Origin of the sequence: Micromonospora rhizosphaerae, from assembly GCF_900091465.1 — a bacterium.
GTDB lineage: Bacteria > Actinomycetota > Actinomycetes > Mycobacteriales > Micromonosporaceae > Micromonospora > Micromonospora rhizosphaerae.
Window position 1 is genome coordinate 4,357,025 of the sequence record NZ_FMHV01000002.1, and the last position, 17,882, is coordinate 4,374,906.

The window sequence follows — 17,882 nt, forward strand, 5'->3', positions numbered from 1 at the left end:
TGCCGAACTGCTCTCGGATGAGTGTGTGTAAGTGTGTATGAGGTTACTTGAGTGGTGTTATGGTCTTGGGGTGAATTTGACTGAGTGGGCGCGGGCGCAGGGGATTAGTCCCCACACGGCGTATCGCTGGTTTCGTGACGGGATGCTTCCCGTGCCCGCTCAGCGTGTTGGGTCGCGCACGATACTGGTGAACGTCGAGGCCAACACCACTGTGGAAGCTGTCGGTGGGCTGGGCTTGTATGCCCGGGTGTCCTCTCACGATCAGAAGTCTGACCTGGAGCGCCAGGTTGCCCGGTTGTCGGCGTGGGCTGTGAAGGCCGGTCACCGCGTCGTGCGTGTGGAGGCGGAGATCGGCTCCGGGATGAGCGGCAGCCGCGGTAAGGCTCGTCGTCTCCTGGCCGATCCGGACGTGAGCACCGTGGTGGTGGAGCACAAGGACCGCCTTGGGCGGATGGATGTGGAGTTGGTTGAGGCCGCATTGTCCGCGCATGGCCGCCGCTTGGTCGTTTTGGATGACGGCGAGGTTGCCGACGATCTGGTGCGGGACATGGTGGAGGTGTTGACCTCGTTGTGCGCTGGCCTGTATGGCCGCGGCTCGGCTCGTGATCGGGCGCGGAAGGCGTTGGAGGCCGCCCAGCGTGGCTGACCTGCGCCCGATCGATGCGCCGTTCGTCGCGCTCGGCCCGTCCGGTGTCGCGATTCGCGACCGGCTCAAGGGTCTCACCGGCGAGGATGAGAGGGTTCTGCGGCTGGTCGGTGACCATCTCGGCAGGCTTGCTGGGAAGGATCTCAAGGCGCGTTGCGTGACCGGCCTCGACCACGACACCGACGCCTGGGCCGAGCGGAAACGTGCCCTGACGCAGGAGTCGTCCTCCCGCTGGGCCGGGTCGATCACGAAGGCCACGCACGACCAGTGGGCGCTGTCGCGCCGCGCTCAGCTTGCCCACATTCAGGGCCTCGAAGTCGGTATCAAGACGATCGCGTACCGGCTGTCGCTGCCGGTCGGCGAGAAGGGCAGCAAGCGGGTTCCGGGCGGTTATCGCACCGCGCAGGAGTGGTTCGTCAAGACCCGGCGGCTGCATGTGCTCCAGGACCGGCTTGAGCGTGAGCGTGGCGACCGCGAGACGGGCCGGGTCCGTGTCGTGCGGGGCGGGAAGCGGCTGCTGCGCAACCGTCACAACCTCGACGCCGCCCAGCTCACCGAGGCCGAGTGGCGGCAGCGGTGGGAGGCGCAACGGCGGTTCCTGCAGGCCGACGGCGAGTCGGGGAAGCGGTACGGGAACGAGACAATCCGCGTCACCTGCGAAGGCGAGGTGTCCATCAAACTCCCGGCCCCGCTGGCACACCTGGCCAACGCGCGCCACGGCCGGTACGTGCTCGCCGCGAAGGTGTCGTTCCCGCACCGTGGCGATGCCTGGCGCGACCGCGTCACTGCCAACCGGGCGGTGGCATACCGCATCCACGAAGACGTGGACCGGTGCCGCTGGTACCTGACCGCCTCGTGGACGATCCCTGCGGCCCGGCCCATGCCGCTGGCCACCGCCAGGGTGAACGGGATCATCGGTGTGGATACGAACGCCGACCATCTCGCCGCCTGGCGCTTGGACGAGCACGGCAATCCAGTGGGTGAGCCGCGCCGCTTCTGTTACGACCTGTCCAGCAACGCGGACCATCGTGACGCACAGGTGCGGCACGCCCTGATCCGGCTTCTGCACTGGGCCAAGCGGCACGGGCTGAGCATCGCGATCGAAGACCTCGACTTCGCAGCGCAGAAGACGCGGGAGAAGCACGGCCGCCGCAAGCGGTTCCGCAAGCTCATCTGCGGCATGCCAGTGGCCAAGCTGCGGTCCCGGCTCGTCAGCATGGCGGCCGAGTTGGGCATCACCGTCGTCGTTGTCGATCCCGCCTACACCTCACAGTGGGGTGCCCAGCATTGGCAGCGCCCGCTGACCAGCACCAACCGCAAGACCACCCGTCACGACGCCGCTGGCGTCGCGATTGGACGACGCGCCCTCGGGCACCCGATCCGGCGACGGACGGCACCGCCCCGCGACGACCAGAGTGATCGTCGCGGGCATCGGACCGCCCAGGCCGGACCCGGTGCCCGAGAGCGTGAGGGAACCCGCCCCCACATTCCCGGACCACGGACACGATCCGATGGCGCTGGATGCGGAGCGAACGCGGGAGGACCAGCGCGCCCAACACCGCTCGGGGCACGCGGCTGAGCCTGTCCAACCCACGCTCAGTCCTTAGGAACGGTTTGACGGTAGTCCGTGAGCGGCCCCCCGCGGTCACCCCAGCCGCGCCGCCGCCCGTTGGGCGATGCCGCGGACGCGGTCGGCGTCTGGAGGGTACGCCCGGACGGTGGTCACGAGGTCCCCGACCCGCACGACGGCAATGTAGGGCTGCGGGTCACTGCTCGGGCCTTGTCCTAGTTGCACCAGGTCCACCCGGACGAGCAGCGAGTCGTCGCCGGCGAATCCGGTGTCCACGATGGCGAAGTTCGGCATGGCGAGCGTCTCCGGCGTCGGGTCGAGGTTCCCGCACCGGTCGATGACGGCGCGGACGTCGTTGAGGTTGCGGCCGCCCCAGCCGTTGTCGTACCGCTCGACGACCTGGGACACGCTCCTGAGGGACCCGCCGACGGCTTGGTAGGCGACCGTCTCGACGGCGTGCCGGTGCGGCAGGGACGGGAAGAGGCTGGACTTGTACGCCGGGCAGTTGCCGTCCCAGAGCCCCCAGTACCAGCGGTCCCGGTTCTGCATCTGTTCCGCCTCGAATGGCCGCCAGGTGCCCGGGCCGAGGTCGTCGGGCTGCAGCAGTACGCTGCCCGCCTTGCGGGTGGGTGGCGGTGAGGACGTTCGGGACGGCGCCGGCGAGGCCGTCGCGGGCGGGCTCGTGGGCCTCGTGGTCGTCGGGGTCGAGTCGGTCGGGGGAGCGACGCCATCGGGTCGGGGCAGTGCCAGGCCCGCGCCGAGACCTGCGGCCGCGGTGGTGATGGTGAGCACGCCGGCTCCCGCCAGCAGAGCCTTGCGGTGGGTGCGCTGCCGGCCGCGCCAGCGCACCTGCTCGGCCGGGGCGAAGGCGGCCGGTGGCTGCACTCCGCGTACCCCGGCGAAAAGCGCATCGAGCTGGTCAGACACGGCTCTCCTCCTCCTCGAGGTCGATGCCGAGCAGAACGGCGAGCGCACGTCGACCGCGAGCGAGCCGGGCCTTGACGGTGCCCACGGGCGCGTCGGTTTCCCGCGCGACCTCGGCGACCGGCAGGTCGCAGAGGTGGTGCAGCACTATCGCGGTGCGTTGCTCGATCGGCAGGCGGGCCAGCGCGGCGACGAGCGCGATGCTGTCCGCGTTGGGACCCGGTAGGGCTCCCGGTGGGCCGGCCCGTTGGTGGGCGGCGAGAAGGTTACGGGCTCGTCGCCACCGGCTCACCGCGACACGGCGGGCCACGGTGCGTACCCACGCCTCGGGCGCCTCGTAACGGCTGACCACCGACCATCGCTGCCACGCCCGGGCGTAGGCCTCGTGCAGCACATCCTGTGCCTCGGCCGCGTTACCGGTCAGGGCGTAGAGGAACTCGAAGAGCCGCTGCCGGGTCGCCCGGTAGAACGTGTCAAAGGAACTGCGCGTGTCTTCGGCCGGCGAGGCAGCGGCATCGGCGTTCGGCATGGGCACCCCCGTTACGGGTCGTCGAGCCCCGGCTGCCCGGTGCGGTCGGCGTGACACCCTAGAAACGCCCGGCCGTGAGCGGCGGTTGCACGGGTGACATGCCGGCGCCCGGCGGCGGCATTATTTCACTAGCGGGCGCTATTGAAATTCCGGCTCGCGAGGTCCAGGATGGTGATCAAGAGCAACGACCCTTGGTGAAACGGAGGATGCGGCGTGGGACCTGCGCACCGAGCTCGGGGGCAGCTGACGTGACGATCGCACCGGCCCGACGTCACGTGGACCAGCAACCGGCGCCTGACCTGGTCGCCGCCGAGCAGGCCGCCGCCCGGTTTCTGGCCGCACTCGACATCGACCTGGACTCCGAAAGCCTGCGTGATACGCCCCGCCGAATGGCCAAGGCGTACGCCGAACTGCTCACCGCGCGCCCGTTCGACCTGACCACCTTCCCCAATGACGAGGGCTACGACGAACTGGTGCTGGCCCGGTCGATCCCGATCCGGTCGGTGTGCGAACACCACCTGTTGCCCTTCGTCGGTGTCGCGCATGTCGGCTACCTGCCGGGCGACCGGATCCTCGGACTGTCCAAACTCGCCCGGGTCGTGGAGCTCTTCGCCCACCGTCCGCAGGTGCAGGAGCGGTTGACCAAGCAGGTGGCGGAGTGGCTCGCCCTCGAACTGGCGCCCAAGGGCGTCGGTGTCGTCATTGAGGCGGAACATCTCTGCATGACGTTGCGTGGCGTCCGGGCCACCGGTGCCACCACCGTCACCTCCACCCTGCTCGGGGCCCTGCGCGACGACGCCCGCTCCAGGGCCGAGTTCTTCTCCCTCACCGGAGCCCACTGACCCGAATTGGAGAGCGCGATGGGAAGCAGCCCCACATTCGTCATCGTCGGAGCCGGCCTCGCCGGCGCCAAAGCCGCCCAGACACTCCGCGAGGAGGGCTTCGGCGGCCGGGTGGTACTGCTCGGTGCGGAGTCCGAGCGGCCCTACGAGCGGCCACCGCTGTCCAAGGGGCTGCTGTTGGGGAGCACTCAACGCCGCGAGGTGTATGTGCACGACGCCGGCTGGTACGAGGCGAACGACGTCGAGCTGCACACGGCCACCCGCGTCACCGGCATCGACCGCGACGCCCGCCAGGTCGTCCTCGGCGATGACGAACGGCTGGGATACGACAAGCTGCTGCTGGCCACCGGTGCGACGCCCCGCCGCCTGGCTGTTCCCGGCACGGACCTGGAGGGCGTGTGGTATCTGCGCACGTTGGCGGACTCCGATCGGATCGCCGAGGCCCTCACCGACCAGGCCCACCTCGTCGTGATCGGCGCCGGCTGGATCGGTCTGGAGATCGCCGCCGCGGCCCGCCAGCGCGGCGCCGCCGTGACCGTGGTGGAGGTCGCCGATCTGCCGTTGCAGCGGGTCCTCGGCGACGAGGTCGCCCGGGTGTTCGCCGATCTGCACCGCTCACACGACGTCGCCTTCCACTTCGGCGCCGAGGTGCTGCGACTGCGGGGTTCGGGGCGGGTGTCCTCGGTGCTGCTGGCCGACGGCACCCAACTGGGCGCCGACACCGTCGTCGTCGGCGTGGGTATCGAGCCCAACGTGCAGGTGGCCGAGGCAGCGGGCCTGAAAGTGGACAACGGCGTGGTCACCGACGCCCTGCTGCGCACCTCGGACCCGCACATCTACGCCGCGGGTGACGTGGCCAACGCCTACCACCCACTGCTGGGCCGGCACATCCGGGTGGAGCACTGGGCGAACGCGCTCAACGGCGGTCCGGCCGCGGCGCGATCCATGCTGGGCCAGCAGGTCGAGTACGCGCGGTTGCCGTACTTCTTCTCCGACCAGTACGACCTGGGGATGGAGTACTCGGGATGGGCGGCCCCGGATGGTTACGACCGGGTGGTGTTCCGCGGCGATCCGGCCGTGGTGGCTGACCGGGCGCCGGAGTTCATGGCGTTCTGGGTCAAGGACGGCCGGGTGCTGGCCGGCATGAATGCCAACGTGTGGGACGTCACCGAGCAGATCCAGGCGTTGGTGCGTGCGGGTCACGGGGGCAGGGCCGTCGACCTGGCCAGGCTTTCCGACCCGCGGGTGCCGCTCGACGATCTGCTGAACTGAGGTCCGCCTCACTCCGGCCGGGCAGGGTGGACGGAGCGCCGAGGCGAGTCAGGCCGGATGGATCTGTACGCAGCAGGCACCGGGGCTGGGGGCCAGCCGAGCGTCCAGGTCCGTCCGGCCGAGCCCGTCGAGCAGACCGGCGATGAAGGCCCGGTTCAGCCCGCACACCAGCTCGGTCTGCTGAGCGGCGAGCTCGTGGAAGGGGCAGTTCCGCAGCCGGATCAGCTCTTCGTCGCCGGCCGGTTCGAAGCCGAGCTCGGCGAGGACGACCGCGACCGGCCCGCCACCGCCGACCTCACGGCCGATGGCTAGGCCCCGCTGCTCTGCCAGGCGTAGGGCGGCCGACCGGGCATCCTTGGTATCCTCGGCGACGGCCTGGGCAAGGATCTCGCCAATCAGGTCGTAGCGGCGCTCCGGGATGGTCAGTGAGATGCAGCCGGGCGCTGCCTCGTACACCTTCGGCGTTCTGCCCCGGCCGCGCGGTTGGTCGGTCGGCGCCTCGTACCGGGCTTGCAGCAGCCCGGCACCGACCAGCTTGTCGAGGTGGAACGCCGCCAGGTTGCGCGAGATCTGCTGTGCCGCGGCGGCCTCGTCCCGCGTCACCGGGCGGTCCTGGCTGCGGACATAGTCATACAGAGCCCGTCGTACCTGGTCGACGAGGGCGGTCACCGCCTGCCAGGGGGCCGTTGCCATGCCGGAAGTTTATCACCAGCAGATCTTGTTGAAATTATTGTCGCCTGCCACCTGAGACGGTGTGCAGCCTCGGGCCACTCAGAGTCGGTCGTACTGCTCCCGGACCAGGGACTTGACCGCGGCGATGGCGTCCGGCGGTCCGCCGGTCGCGGCGACGAGCACGACGATCTCGTCCCGGTGCGCCACGGCGTGCACCTCGGCCCGGCCCTGGCCTTCTCCGGTGAAGGCCGTTGCCCCGGGCACGTCGGGGATATCCACCTCGCCGCCGGGGCCCCAGGCGTCCCGTTCGATCTCCACGTAGGACTGCTGGAACTGGTCGGCCACTTCCGGCGAGTCGAATTGGAGCAGGGCGACGGTCACCGAGGCGGAATCCGGCCGGGTCCACGCCGCGCCGGCGGCGTGTCGCACGTCGTTGCGCACCTGCGCGGCGAGCATCAGAGCCCGCAGATCCCCGCCGAGCGGCAGGAGCCGGGCGACGTTGACCTGGTCGTCGACAGCGGCCGGTTGACCGGGAGCCGAATCGGCCGGGGCCGCCACCACCAGCGCGGCGAGTTCGCCGTGCCGGGTCGCGGGCGGATGAGCCACCTGCCAGATCACGGCCCCGACCAGTACCGCCCCGGCGACGGAACCCGCCACGACGCCGGTCACGAGCCAGGGCCGACGCCACCACGTTACGGACGGTGGGCGGGTCGACCAGCCAGGGCCGGGCACGGCCAGCGGGAGCGGGCTTGGTGTGGCGGGAGCCGACGGACCGGCGGCGACGGTCTCGGCGGCCGGTGTCGGTCGCACCGGGGCGGGCCTGGGCGGTGCGAGCGGCTTCGGTGACGCCGCCAGGGTCGAGACGGCACCGGCCACCAGCAGCATCCCGACCAGCGCGAGCCACGTGCCGGCGAGGAAGTCGGTACTGGGTCCCTCGGCCTCGGGGAAACCGCTGGCGCTGATCGCGGCGCCGCCGGGTACGAAGGTCAGCAACGCCAGCGCCAGGGGCAGCACCGAGGCGGCCACCCGCACGCCACGGCGCCACTCCGGCCTCACCCAGGCCACGACGAGCAGCGACAGCAGCAGGGCCCACCCGACGTACAGGGAGGTCCGGGCGCCCGGCAGGTCGGTCAGCGCGTACGTCCGCACCTCGGCCGACGGAGCCTGGCCCAACAGCCGATCCTCGATGCTCTGTCCCGGTCGTACCGCCACCCACGGCAGGGAGTGCGCGTTGGCCAGCAGGATGAGCCCGACGATCGCGGTCGCCGCGGCCTGTGCGCGGCGTCGCCCGAGCCCGGCCGTGGCGGGTGAACCGGAGGTGATGTGCTCCGGGCCAGAGGTGATCTTCACGGCGCACATCATGGCAGCGCCGAGAGATGCCGTCGACCCCGCTAACCGCGCGTTCGCCGCACCGGTCGGCCAAGCCGCCGGCGGCGTAACGCCGTCAATCATCGCCTGGTCGCATACCTGTGGTGCCCGCGTCTCAGCGGGCACCACACGTATCCGGCGCGCAACCGCCTCTGGCGCTCAGTCCCGGCGCTCCTCGTCCGGGATCGGAATCGCCTGGTGCTGTTCGAGGACGTCGGGCGGGTTGGTATCGGCCGGCACCGAGGTGGGGCGGTCACCCTCGTGATTCGGCACCAGGACGCCCTGCTCCGCGAGATCCGCCTCGGACGCCTCCGGTACGGCAGCCGACACCGTGTCCGGCGGCCCGACGTCGGTTTCGTCCTGCTGCTGCTCCAAAACGTCGGCTTCCGACGCTTCACCGAGCGCATCAGCCTGCTCGTCCCAGTTGGCAGTCATCGCGGCCTCCCGCGGGTGCTCTTCGGTCACGTGCGCCAACGCCTGCCTACCCGCAGCCGCCTAGGGTAGGCACGAACACGGTGTGCGCCCGTCCACCACCTCCCGAAGCGGCGGCGAGGGGTTCGGGTCGTCCACACTCCCTGCGGGCTCGCCGATTCCGCTGTGTGATGGGGCGGTAGGGGCAGCGATTGGGGGACCCACCGTGCGCGCGCCAGCGGCTCCACCCGTCCGCCTTGCGGTGATGCTTCATCACTGGAGGCACCTGACGTTCCTGCACTGGCGTTGTCCCACCGAGCTCGTCCAGTCACGCCTGCCGGCCGGCCTGCGGGTGGAGACCTTCGACGGCGCGGCGTGGGTGGGCCTGATCCCGTTTCTGATGGATCGGGTACGGGCGCCGATCCTGCCGTCGCTGCCGTGGCTGTCCCGATTCCCGGAGACGAATGTCCGCACCTACGTGCACGGCCCGGACGGACGTACCGGGATCTGGTTCCTGTCGTTGGACGCCGCGCGGCTGCCCGCGGTCACCGCCGCCCGGGCCACGTACGGCCTGCCGTATTTCTGGTCCGACATGTCGGTGGACAGCGGCGCGGCCGAGGTGGTGTACCGGGCCCGACGGCGGTGGCCCGGACCTGTCGGGGCGCGGTGCGACGCGCGGGTGGAGTTCGGTCAGCCGCTGACGGAGGAGGAACTCACCCCGCTGGACCACTTTCTCACCGCCCGCTACCGGCTCTACTCGACGCTTGCCGGTCGCCTCGTGGCCGCCGATGCCGAGCACCCCCGCTGGCCGCTGCGTCGAGCCCGACTGGTCGAGCTACGCCAGGACATGATCCAGGCCGCGGGCCTCCCCGCCCCCGACCATGACCCGATCCTGCACGCCTCGGCCGGGGTGCCGGTCCGGATCGGCCTGTGGCGGCCGGCGTGAACCCCCCGGGCCACGTCGGCGCGCAGTCAGGAAACGGTGATCGCGAGCTTGCCGAGCGCGCCGGCGAACTCGGCGAGCGCCTGCGGCACACCGGCCAGGTCGTAGCGGCGGCTGACCGGTACCCGTAGCCGACCGGCGGCGGCGTCGCCCGCGAGCCGGTCGAGGGTGGCCGGGTCGGGCCTGCCCATGATCGAGATGGCCGCCGGGTGCTGGTCCGGGCCGAAGCCGATGGTGGAGGCGAGACGCCCCTCCGGCGTGAGCAGCGCGGCCAGTTGCGCGCCGTCGCCGGCGAGGTGCACCACCGCGGGTACGCCGTCCGGGGCGATCGCCCGGACCTGCCCGCTCAGGTCCCCGGTGTAGTCCACCACCTCGGCGGCGCCCAGTTGCCGTACGAAGTCGGTGGCGGCACCGGGGCGGGCGGTGGCGATGACGCGGGCGCCGGCCGCGGCGACGTACTGGATCGCGAACGCTCCCACGCCGCCGGTCGCGCCGGCGATGAGCACGGTCTCGCCCGGCTTGGGCGCGATGGCGTCCACCGCGTCGAGCGCGGTGGTGCCGGCCAGCCCGAGCGCGCCCGCGGTCGGCAGGTCCAGGCCCTCGGGAACATGGTTGATCCCGTACTGATCGCCGACCGCCACGAAGTCGGCCCATGCGCCGTCGCCCAGGTACGACCGCATGACCACCCCGTAGACGGCGTCGCCGACGCCGAACCGGCTGGCCCCCTCGCCGACCGCCTCGACCGTGCCGGCGAAGTCCTTGCCGAGAATGGCGGGGGAGCGGTACTCCATCGCGCCCTTCATCATTCCGGCCGCCGCCTTCTTGTCGAAGCCGTTCAGCGAGGAACCGCGCACCCGCACCAGCACCTCACCGGGGCCCGGGCTGGGCTGGGGCAGGTCGTCGGTCAGGGCCGCTCCGGGTTCCTGAAGCGTGATCGCCCGCATGCGCTGGTCCCTTCCTGTGACTCCTGCCTGGATTGCCAGGTTATTCGCCGAAAGGTCTTGGTCCCCGGCCTTCCCATACCGACCAGGCCCAAACTGCTCGACGCACCATGACAGCGGCCGGCGTCGGCGGCCCGGTCAGTTCGGCGCTCCCGATGCCCGCGTCGGCAGGTACAGCGCCCAGCCGGACGTGCTCAGACCCCGCACCGGCACCCGCCGCCAGTCCCTGGCCCAGTCGGGCGGCGAGTCGTCCTTCACCAGCACCGCGACGGAGGTGCTCGCCGCCGCCTCCCGCAACTGGGCCGTGCTGACGTTGCGGTTGTACCCGCGGTCCTCCAACGCCCGGCACCGGGTGTAGTACGCGACGGGAATGGCCTCGTGACCGGTGACCACGCACGGCGGCCGTACGCCGTGCGAGCGCAGCGTCTCGGCGATCCGCGCCCAGTCGCCGCGGCCCCTGATCTGCTCAGAGACGACGTGCAGCAGGATGCCGGCCTGGATGGCGAGGTGGCCGGCGCAGCCCGCCGCGACCACCGCGGTGAGCACCCGTCGCCAGGTGCCGGAGGTGGCCGACAAAAGCGCGGCGAGCCCGGCGGCGGCGGGAATGAGAGCCAGCCCGTACGCCGGCAGGAGGAAGCGGGGTGCCGAGTAGCCGATGAGGAAGAGGTAGGGAAAGGCCGTCGAGGCGGCAACCGCCACGGGCAGCCAGGCCGTCGGCGACGTGCCGGCCCGGCGGGCCGCCCGGACGCCGAGGGGCACCAGCAGCGCGAGCGCAACCCACCACAACGCGGCCGGCCAGTAGAGCGGACTGTCGCACGGCCGGCAGAGAATCGGCCCGTCCAGGGTGGAGATCACCTTGGGCAGGGAGAATCCGAGCTCCGTGCCGCCCTGCACCTGGCCCGCCTGCCGGATGCGCTCGGCCAGTCCGCCGTACCGCGTCTCGGCCTCGACCACCCACGGCGCGACACCGAGGGCGAGACCGGCGATCACCGCCACCGCCAACCGCCGCCGCCGCAACGCCGGCACGGCCAGGATGCCGCCGAGCAGGGGAAGCCCCAGCCAGAACGCGTCGGCCGGCCGCATCAGCGCCGCGACCAGGAGCGCCGCGACGAGCCCCAGGTACGCCCCGGGTCGGGCCGGCTCGGCCGCGGCGAGCAGGAAACACCCGACGGCCGTGACCGCCGCCATGGCGGTGTAGTGGTTGGGCATCGCCGCGTTCGCGTAGAAGAGGGCGATCCAGAGGCTCGCGTACATCCCTGCCGCCAGCGCGGCGATGCGCGGCTGTCGCAACACGCGGGACCACACCCAGAACGCGAGGCCGAGCGCGATCGTCGCGGTGGCGGTGAGAAACAGCCGCAGCGCGACCGTCGAATCGAACCACGACGCGACCGGCCCGACGAGCAGGGTGACGCCGCGGGACCGGGGCGCGCTCATGAACGCCGCCGGCGCATGGGTGCCGTACTGGCTGACGTAGACCACCTCGTCCCAGCCGAGTCCGAGGGTCGCCGGCACCGCGACCGAGGAGGCGACGGCGAAGAGTACGCACACCGCCAGCAGCGGCCGCAGGGCGGATCGGGACGTCACGGCGTCGGCCATCAGCAGGAGATCCGCTTGCCCGGCCCCGGCGTGGGAGGGACGGTCTCGGTCATGTCCGACTCCGCCTCGGGTCGAGACCCGCGTACGGTCGTCACCACCGCGTGCCACAGCAGCCAGATGTCGAATCCCACGCTCATCCTGCGCAGGTAGACCCGGTCCTTGCGCAGCCGATCGGCGGGGGAGATGTGGTACTGCTGGATCTGCGCGATACACGCGATGCCCGGTCGGACCGTGTGGCGGTCGGCGAACTCGGGGAGCTCCTCGAGATACCGATCCACCAGCACCGCCCGCAGGGGCCTCGGCCCGACCAGGCTCATCGTGCCGGCCAGCACGTTGATCAGTTCCGGCAACTCGTCCAGGTGCCAGCGGCGCAGCCATCGGCCGCACCTGAGCGTTCGCGGGTCATTCGCGGGTGAGGCCACTGGACCGGTGTGGCGCTCCGCCTCGTAGGTCATGCTCCGGAACTTGAACTGCCGGAAGGTGACGCCGCCCTTGCCCACGGCGTTCTTGGTGAACAGGATCGGGCCCGGCTCTTCGAGCCAGATCAGGCAGGCGATGACGACCCACAGCGGAAGCGTCACGACCAGGCCGATCAACGCGCCCGTGACGTCAAGGGCCCGCTTCAGCCGCGGTTCGGGCGGATACACCAGACCCCGCGACGCGTGGTGAGCGAGGATCCGATCCCGCACCTCGATCTGCGGCGGGGCGTTGTCCTCGATCAGCCCGACGACTGCCCTCGTGGTGACGAGTCCGCCGACGAACACGCCGGCGGCGGCCAGCAGTGCGTTGAAGATCCAGGCGCCCATGACTTTCCCAGCCTCCACCCGGTCAGCTCATCGGTATGCCTTGTGCTCTTCCACCCAGAGACTGAACATCAACAGGCTCCAGATCTCCCGGCTGTGTTCGCCGGTGCGATTCATGTGCCGGTCGACCCACTGCTCGACCTCCTCGGGACGCAGGTAGCCATGCCGCCGCAACACCTCCCTGCTCAGGTATTCGTCGACCAGTGGCCGAAACTGCTCCGTCAACCAGCGGGGAAGCGGCGCGTTGAATCCCCGCTTTCCCATCGCCGTGATTCTTCTGGGCAGCGCGGCCGCCATGGCATTGCGCAGAAGTCGCTTGGTCCGGTAGCGCGGCATCTTTACTCGCCCGGGCAGCGAGAACGCGAACTCGATGAGCGGCGTCGTCAGCAGGGGCACCCGCACCTCGAGCGAATGCGCCATGCTCAGCCGGTCTATCTTGGTCAGCACGTTGTCGACCAGATAGACGTTCGCGTCCGTGTACTGGAACCGGGTCAACCTGTCGAACCGCACTCCCGCGAGGTGGTGCTGCTCATGAGTCTCGTAAGAGTCGGACAGTTCGGCGTACAGATCCGGCTGCAGCAGCCTCGCCTTCTGGCCCTCCCGAAAGACGACCCGCCACAGATAGTGGCTCCGGCCGGGCTGCTCGAGCGCGTTCTCGACGAACCGCCTCGCCTTGAAATCGAAGCTCGCCCGCCGGTGCGACGCCGGCATGAAACGCAGCAGCGCCGGGGCGAAGCGCTCCACCACCGGCCGCGGCAGGAGGCGGTAGTACCGGGCCAGCTTGTCGGCCTTGTAGGTGTGGTAGCCGGCAAAGAGTTCGTCCCCGCCGTCGCCACTGAGCGCGACCGTGACGTGTCGTCGGGCAAGTTCGCAGAGATAGTAGGTGGGCACGATGGACGGATCGGCGAACGGTTCGTCGAAGATGGGTGATATCCGGTCGACGACATCCTCCGCGCGTGGCTCGACGACCACCTCCAGGTGGCTGGTGCCGAGGTGCCGCGCCAGCAGCGCCGCCTCCCGCCGCTCGTCGTACGACCGGTCGGCGAAGCCGACGGTGAAGGTCCGCAGCGTCTCGTCCGGTCGCAGCTGACTCGCCATCGCCACCACCGAACTCGAGTCGATGCCGCCGCTCAGGAAGAACCCGAGCGGCACGTCGGCACTGAGCTGCTGATCGACGCTGTCGGCGAGCAGCTCACGCAGCTTCGCCTCCGCCCGCCTGGGCGACAGATCGTGTCGGCGGGATGTCTCGCGCAGGTCCCAGTAGCGCCTGATCCGGTAGCCGTCCGGCCGCCACACCATGACCGTGGCCGGCGGCAGCCGGCGGATCTCCCGATAGATGCTCCCGGGCCCCGGGACATACATCAGGGAGAAGTAGTTGCTGAGCGCTTGGAGATCAACGGTCGTGGAGACACCGGCGGCGAGGACGGCCCTCATTTCCGACCCGAACACCACGCCATGCCGTGGCAACGCGTAGTAGAGCGGCTTGATGCCGGCGCGGTCACGGCACAGAATGAGCTGTTGCCTGACCTCGTCCCAGAGTGCGATGGCGAACATTCCCTCGAGCCGCTTCACGAAGTCGGGACCGTATTCCTCATAGAGGTGCGGGATCACCTCGGAGTCGGTGCTCGACCGAAACCGGTGTCCCCGCCGCGCCAGTTCGTCTCGCAGCTTGCGGTGATTGTAGATCTCCCCGTTCAAAACGGCGTGGATCGTCCGGTCTTCGTCGCACACCGGTTGTCGGCCGGCGGGGACATCCACAATGGCGAGTCGGCGCACCGCCAGCCCGGCATTTTCCGTCACATACATGCCCTCGTCGTCCGGACCGCGGTGGCTCAAAGTGCGGCACATTTCCAACAGCCGGTCCGGATCGACCGGGGCAGCAATGTCGTCGTACACCATTCCCGCGATACCGCACATACGCCCTCGCTAACTGCGTCGTCACCGGGCATGCCGCTCGTCCGGTTGCCTCCCGCCGGTCTGCTTGAGCCTGTCATGGGCAGGGCTTCCCAGACTCGTACTCGCCACGATTCGTACCCCGATGAGGCGGGGTTGGCGGGATTGTGGCCGGCGCGGCCGTGCCCAGAACGAACGAAAGGGGACACCCGGTCCGAGGGGGGACGTTCGGATCAGAAGGAACGGTGGGAGAAACAGCGTTGACGCCGTCGACAACCGGGCGTGTGACGATCACCGGGCGCGGGCCGACTATTTGCCATTCCGGCGTAAAGGAAAGGGGGTCCGGCGGTCACACCGGAATAGCGGTTTGCTCCTCGGCGGGGCCGCACGGACGCGGCTGCCACAGCCGCATCTTCTGCCCGCCAAGCAATAACAGGAACTCGCTGTTGTACACGAGGTACCGCCGCCACAGCCGCCTCGGCTCCAGCAGCAGCCGCCACAGCCATGCCAGGCCGGACCGCTGCATCCACACCGGCGCCGGTCGCAGCGCACCCGCGTGATAGTCGAAGGCCGCCCCCACCGCCATCAGGGGCACATCGAGCAGCGGGCGCATGGCGAAGGCGAACGCCTCCTGCCGTGGACAGCCCAGCCCGACGAGGACCAGCCGGGCGTCCGAGGCCGCGATCCGCGCGGCGATCTCGGCCAGCTCGCCTGGCCGAGCGACGCGGAACTTCGACGGCTCCGCACCGGCGATCCGGAGCGTCGGGAAGCGCCGGCGCAGCGATTCCGCCAGCCGGTCGAGGGTCGCCGGGGTCGAACCGTAGAGGTAGACCGGAAGATCCTCCTCGGCCATCCGGTCCAGGACGCGCAGCACCAGTTCCGGGCCGCTGACCCAGTCCCGCAGGCCGGTGCCGTGCAGCAGGTTCAGCCCCCAGCGCACCGGCTGTCCGTCCGGGGCCACCACGTCGAGGGCGTTCAGCCGTCCCCGGTGCGCCGGGTCGTTCGCCCCGGTCATCACGCCGTGCACGGCGAGGGCGGTCAGGGCGAGCGGCCGTCGCTCCCGGGCGGCGGCGAGGACCTTCCCGATCGCCGCCTCGTAGTCGAGGGCGTCCACGAGCACGCCGAGCAGATCCCGCTTACCGGCGTCGAGGGGCCGAGCCGACAGCCCGCCGGGTCCATCGACCACGAGGTGCTGGTCGTCGGTGCCCAATCCCCGCTCCTCGACGGCTGGTCCGAGGCGGCTGGTGCACGCCGGCACCCGCCCGGTCGCGGTCACGATAACCCGGATGGCGGGGCTGTAGCCGGCGGTTGACCGGGCCGCCGCGGGGCCGTCGTCGCGGCCCTCGCTCGGCCGAGCCCGTGACGGCAGAGCCTCAGCGGGACGGCGCAGGAATCCTCGCTCGGGCCCGCAGCAACCGGTGCACGGCGACCAGGGGGGTGACCGGTCCTACGCGACCCGGGGCACGGGCAGGATGGGCAGCGAGCCGCGGTGGGCCGTACCGGAGATGTCGCCGGTCTGATCCACGGCGGGTTCCGTCCCAGCGGGCGCCTCCGCGACGGCGGCCCCGGCCGCACCGGGCCCCGCGGTCGTCGCACCGCCGGTCGGCGGGCCGGCCGGGGTCACCGATGTGGCCGACAGTTGGATCTCGGTGAGCACGGACAGCAGCCGCTCCACGTCGCCCGCGGCCATCCGGAAGGAGCCTCGGCAGACCGTGCCGCTCCACAGGGACACCACCAGCGCACCGCGGTCCGGGTGGTAGCTGACCCGCATCGTCCGGTCTTCGCCGCGCAGGTCGGTGAACAGGTCACCGAAGCTGGGCATCGGTCGCACCTCTCCCATCCACCCAGCATGCCGCAGCGCCCGGTGGCCGGGAAGGCCGCTTTGCAGATCGGCGAAGGCCGTCCGCGGTGGTCAGGCCTTCGCCTCCTCCAGCAGCGCCTTCAGCCTGGCCAGGTCCTTGCGGTTCGCCCGCCGCATGGCCGCGGCCAGCACCGGCGCGGCCACCGTCGCGAAGCCGCTGGGCTCGCCCCGATTGCGCAGGATCATCCGGGTACGCCCGTCGCCCTGCGGCTGCCAGCGGTAGGTGGTCTCCATCGGGAACGGCCCCTCGGCGGTCCGCATCACCAGCCGCTCGTCGGGGACCAGCTCGACGATCTCGTACGTGTAGGCGAGTCGTCGGCCGAGGAAGTGCGCGACGAAGGCGACCCGGAATCCGACCCGCAGCGGCGGCGGCGTCAGCCACTCGACCGACGCGATGTTGACGTACCACTCGGGTGCGTGCGAGGGGTCACCCGCGTACCCGGCCACCTCGCTGACGGGACGGTCGATCACGACGTCCGTCACCACGTCCACCGCCACCGGCGCTCCCCTCCGCACGTGTCCCCGGCGCACTCCCGAGTGCACCGCCCTGACTCCGGCAACCATTGTGGTGGCCCGCTCGCCGCCGTGCCGGCATTCCAGCGCGGCTCCCGCTCTCCGTCGAGAGCCGTCCGGCTCATCCCTGGAGCGGTCGACGCGGTTGCCACCGGGGTCGGTCACGGCCAGGTGGCCCATGCACACCACCCAGCATCGGGTCTCGGGTAGCTGGAGGGTCAGGACGGAGCGGGGTGCGTGGGGGTAGCGTTCCCGGCGGGGCGACGCGATCCGCGAGGAGGCTTCCGAGTGCAGACGACGACGGTGGGCGTGCCCACCAGCGACGGGATGGCCGACGCGTATCTCGTCCGGCCGCACGGCGACGGTCCGTTCCCCGCGACCCTGATGTTCATGGACGCGTTCGGCCTGCGCCCACGGCTGGCCGAGATGGCCGAGCACCTCGCCGCCCGCGGCTACCTGGTGCTCGTGCCGAACCTGTTCTACCGGGCGGGCCGGGCGCCGCTGGTCGACCTCTCCGGGCTCGGTGACCCGACGCAGCGCGGCGCCCTGTTCGAGAAGCTCTCCCCGATGATCGGCGCGCTCAACCGGGACACCATCGCCCGTGACACCGCCGCCTACCTGGACTTCCTCGCCGCGCAACCCGGCGTGGCACCCGGCCCGGTCGCCATCACCGGTTACTGCATGGGCGGCATGAACGCGCTGCGCGCCATCGAGGCCCACCCGGACCGGATCGCCGCGCTGGCCAGCTTCCACGCCGGGCGGGTGGTCACCGACGCCGCGGACAGCCCGCATCTGCGCCTCGGCTCGGTGACCGGCGAGCTGTACTTCGGTCACGCCGACAACGACCCGTCCATGACGGCCGAGCAGATCGCCACCCTGGAAAAGGCCCTGGACGCGGCCGGCGTCACCTACCGCTCCGAGGTGTACACCGGCGCGCACCACGGCTTCACCCAGGCCGACACCCCGATGTACGACGAGCAGGCCGCCGAGCGGCACTGGGCCGCCCTGTTCGACCTGCTCGACCGCACGTTCCGCCGCTGACCCGGGCACTGCACCCGCGTACCGGTCGGGCGGCCGTGCTCCTGTGGGCCGTACCGG

The 17,882-nt window shown here is 70.9% G+C and carries 18 protein-coding genes; 6 read left to right on the forward strand and 12 right to left on the reverse strand.

All coding sequences use genetic code 11. From position 1 onward, the window contains the following. Positions 1–70 precede the first annotated feature (70 nt). Positions 71–646 (forward strand): IS607 family transposase, encoded by a 576-nt coding sequence (locus GA0070624_RS20360; RefSeq protein ID WP_091343412.1) that lies wholly within the window; start codon positions 71–73, stop codon positions 644–646. Further along, positions 639–2,225: an IS200/IS605 family accessory protein TnpB-related protein gene (locus tag GA0070624_RS20365; protein WP_218105228.1), complete on the forward strand. Its 1,587-nt coding sequence runs from the start codon at positions 639–641 to the stop codon at positions 2,223–2,225. Before GA0070624_RS20360 ends, GA0070624_RS20365 begins: the two co-directional genes overlap by 8 nt. A gap of 66 nt (positions 2,226–2,291) precedes the next feature. Here the strand turns inward: GA0070624_RS20365 and GA0070624_RS20370 are convergent, their stop codons facing one another. Together GA0070624_RS20370 and GA0070624_RS20375 are read right to left on the reverse strand one after the other, a co-directional pair. Beyond that, entirely contained in the window at positions 2,292–3,143 is an 852-nt protein-coding gene (locus GA0070624_RS20370) for a hypothetical protein (protein WP_091343415.1), read from the reverse strand. Further along, positions 3,136–3,669, reverse strand: coding sequence for a SigE family RNA polymerase sigma factor (locus GA0070624_RS20375; protein WP_091343418.1), 534 nt, complete (start codon positions 3,667–3,669; stop codon positions 3,136–3,138). Before GA0070624_RS20375 ends, GA0070624_RS20370 begins: the two co-directional genes overlap by 8 nt. Positions 3,670–3,917: 248 nt before the next feature. Here GA0070624_RS20375 and folE point away from each other — a divergent pair, with 248 nt between their 5' ends. Together folE and GA0070624_RS20385 are read left to right on the forward strand one after the other, a co-directional pair. Continuing rightward, entirely contained in the window at positions 3,918–4,511 is a 594-nt protein-coding gene (gene folE / locus GA0070624_RS20380) for a GTP cyclohydrolase I FolE (RefSeq protein ID WP_245718894.1), read from the forward strand. An 18-nt stretch (positions 4,512–4,529) separates the two neighbouring features. After that, positions 4,530–5,783, forward strand: coding sequence for an NAD(P)/FAD-dependent oxidoreductase (locus GA0070624_RS20385; protein WP_091343426.1), 1,254 nt, complete (start codon positions 4,530–4,532; stop codon positions 5,781–5,783). 48 nt (positions 5,784–5,831) lie between these two features. Here GA0070624_RS20385 and GA0070624_RS20390 read toward each other — a convergent pair whose 3' ends face one another. The 3 genes from GA0070624_RS20390 to GA0070624_RS20400 all read right to left on the reverse strand — a co-directional run bounded on the left by GA0070624_RS20390 (position 5,832) and on the right by GA0070624_RS20400 (position 8,258). Beyond that, entirely contained in the window at positions 5,832–6,476 is a 645-nt protein-coding gene (locus GA0070624_RS20390) for a helix-turn-helix transcriptional regulator (protein WP_091343432.1), read from the reverse strand. 78 nt (positions 6,477–6,554) lie between these two features. Next, positions 6,555–7,805, reverse strand: coding sequence for a DUF7373 family lipoprotein (locus tag GA0070624_RS20395; protein ID WP_091343434.1), 1,251 nt, complete (start codon positions 7,803–7,805; stop codon positions 6,555–6,557). Between the two features lie 177 nt (positions 7,806–7,982). Next, complete coding sequence (locus GA0070624_RS20400) at positions 7,983–8,258, reverse strand: hypothetical protein (RefSeq protein ID WP_091349158.1); 276 nt, start codon at positions 8,256–8,258, stop codon at positions 7,983–7,985. A 241-nt stretch (positions 8,259–8,499) separates the two neighbouring features. Between GA0070624_RS20400 and GA0070624_RS20405 the strand changes: the two genes are divergently transcribed. Beyond that, the gene (locus GA0070624_RS20405; protein ID WP_141715107.1) at positions 8,500–9,180 is read left to right on the forward strand and encodes a YqjF family protein; all 681 of its coding nucleotides are present in this window, start codon (positions 8,500–8,502) and stop codon (positions 9,178–9,180) included. A gap of 26 nt (positions 9,181–9,206) precedes the next feature. Here GA0070624_RS20405 and GA0070624_RS20410 read toward each other — a convergent pair whose 3' ends face one another. The 7 genes from GA0070624_RS20410 to GA0070624_RS20440 all read right to left on the reverse strand — a co-directional run bounded on the left by GA0070624_RS20410 (position 9,207) and on the right by GA0070624_RS20440 (position 16,769). Beyond that, entirely contained in the window at positions 9,207–10,121 is a 915-nt protein-coding gene (locus GA0070624_RS20410) for an NADP-dependent oxidoreductase (RefSeq protein WP_091343438.1), read from the reverse strand. Between the two features lie 135 nt (positions 10,122–10,256). Continuing rightward, the gene (locus tag GA0070624_RS20415; protein WP_176731794.1) at positions 10,257–11,714 is read right to left on the reverse strand and encodes a hypothetical protein; all 1,458 of its coding nucleotides are present in this window, start codon (positions 11,712–11,714) and stop codon (positions 10,257–10,259) included. Beyond that, on the reverse strand, positions 11,714–12,538 hold the full coding sequence (locus tag GA0070624_RS20420; protein WP_141715108.1) for a sugar transferase: 825 nt from the start codon (positions 12,536–12,538) through the stop codon (positions 11,714–11,716). The genes GA0070624_RS20415 and GA0070624_RS20420 overlap by 1 nt, the downstream gene beginning before the upstream one ends. Positions 12,539–12,547: 9 nt before the next feature. Beyond that, the gene (asnB, locus tag GA0070624_RS20425) at positions 12,548–14,434 is read right to left on the reverse strand and encodes an asparagine synthase (glutamine-hydrolyzing) (protein ID WP_091343443.1); all 1,887 of its coding nucleotides are present in this window, start codon (positions 14,432–14,434) and stop codon (positions 12,548–12,550) included. Between the two features lie 325 nt (positions 14,435–14,759). Next, entirely contained in the window at positions 14,760–15,575 is an 816-nt protein-coding gene (locus GA0070624_RS20430; protein ID WP_091349162.1) for a WecB/TagA/CpsF family glycosyltransferase, read from the reverse strand. A gap of 282 nt (positions 15,576–15,857) precedes the next feature. Then, on the reverse strand, positions 15,858–16,232 hold the full coding sequence (locus tag GA0070624_RS20435) for a hypothetical protein (protein ID WP_091343446.1): 375 nt from the start codon (positions 16,230–16,232) through the stop codon (positions 15,858–15,860). Positions 16,233–16,322: 90 nt separating this feature from the next. After that, positions 16,323–16,769: an SRPBCC family protein gene (locus GA0070624_RS20440; protein WP_091343448.1), complete on the reverse strand. Its 447-nt coding sequence runs from the start codon at positions 16,767–16,769 to the stop codon at positions 16,323–16,325. A 303-nt stretch (positions 16,770–17,072) separates the two neighbouring features. Here GA0070624_RS20440 and GA0070624_RS20445 point away from each other — a divergent pair, with 303 nt between their 5' ends. Further along, positions 17,073–17,825, forward strand: coding sequence for a dienelactone hydrolase family protein (locus tag GA0070624_RS20445; protein WP_091343450.1), 753 nt, complete (start codon positions 17,073–17,075; stop codon positions 17,823–17,825). Positions 17,826–17,882: the final 57 nt, after the last annotated feature.

Bases quoted from the DNA above. Each gene is read 5' to 3' on its own strand.
- GA0070624_RS20375 (WP_091343418.1), bottom strand. From the start codon at position 3,669: ATGCCGAACGCCGATGCCGCTGCCTCGCCGGCCGAAGACACGCGCAGT.
- GA0070624_RS20385 (WP_091343426.1), top strand. From the start codon at position 4,530: ATGGGAAGCAGCCCCACATTCGTCATCGTCGGAGCCGGCCTCGCCGGC.
- GA0070624_RS20390 (WP_091343432.1), bottom strand. From the start codon at position 6,476: ATGGCAACGGCCCCCTGGCAGGCGGTGACCGCCCTCGTCGACCAGGTA.
- GA0070624_RS20400 (WP_091349158.1), bottom strand. From the start codon at position 8,258: ATGACTGCCAACTGGGACGAGCAGGCTGATGCGCTCGGTGAAGCGTCG.
- GA0070624_RS20405 (WP_141715107.1), top strand. From the start codon at position 8,500: ATGCTTCATCACTGGAGGCACCTGACGTTCCTGCACTGGCGTTGTCCC.
- GA0070624_RS20410 (WP_091343438.1), bottom strand. From the start codon at position 10,121: ATGCGGGCGATCACGCTTCAGGAACCCGGAGCGGCCCTGACCGACGAC.
- GA0070624_RS20415 (WP_176731794.1), bottom strand. From the start codon at position 11,714: ATGGCCGACGCCGTGACGTCCCGATCCGCCCTGCGGCCGCTGCTGGCG.
- asnB (WP_091343443.1), bottom strand. From the start codon at position 14,434: ATGTGCGGTATCGCGGGAATGGTGTACGACGACATTGCTGCCCCGGTC.
- GA0070624_RS20435 (WP_091343446.1), bottom strand. From the start codon at position 16,232: ATGCCCAGCTTCGGTGACCTGTTCACCGACCTGCGCGGCGAAGACCGG.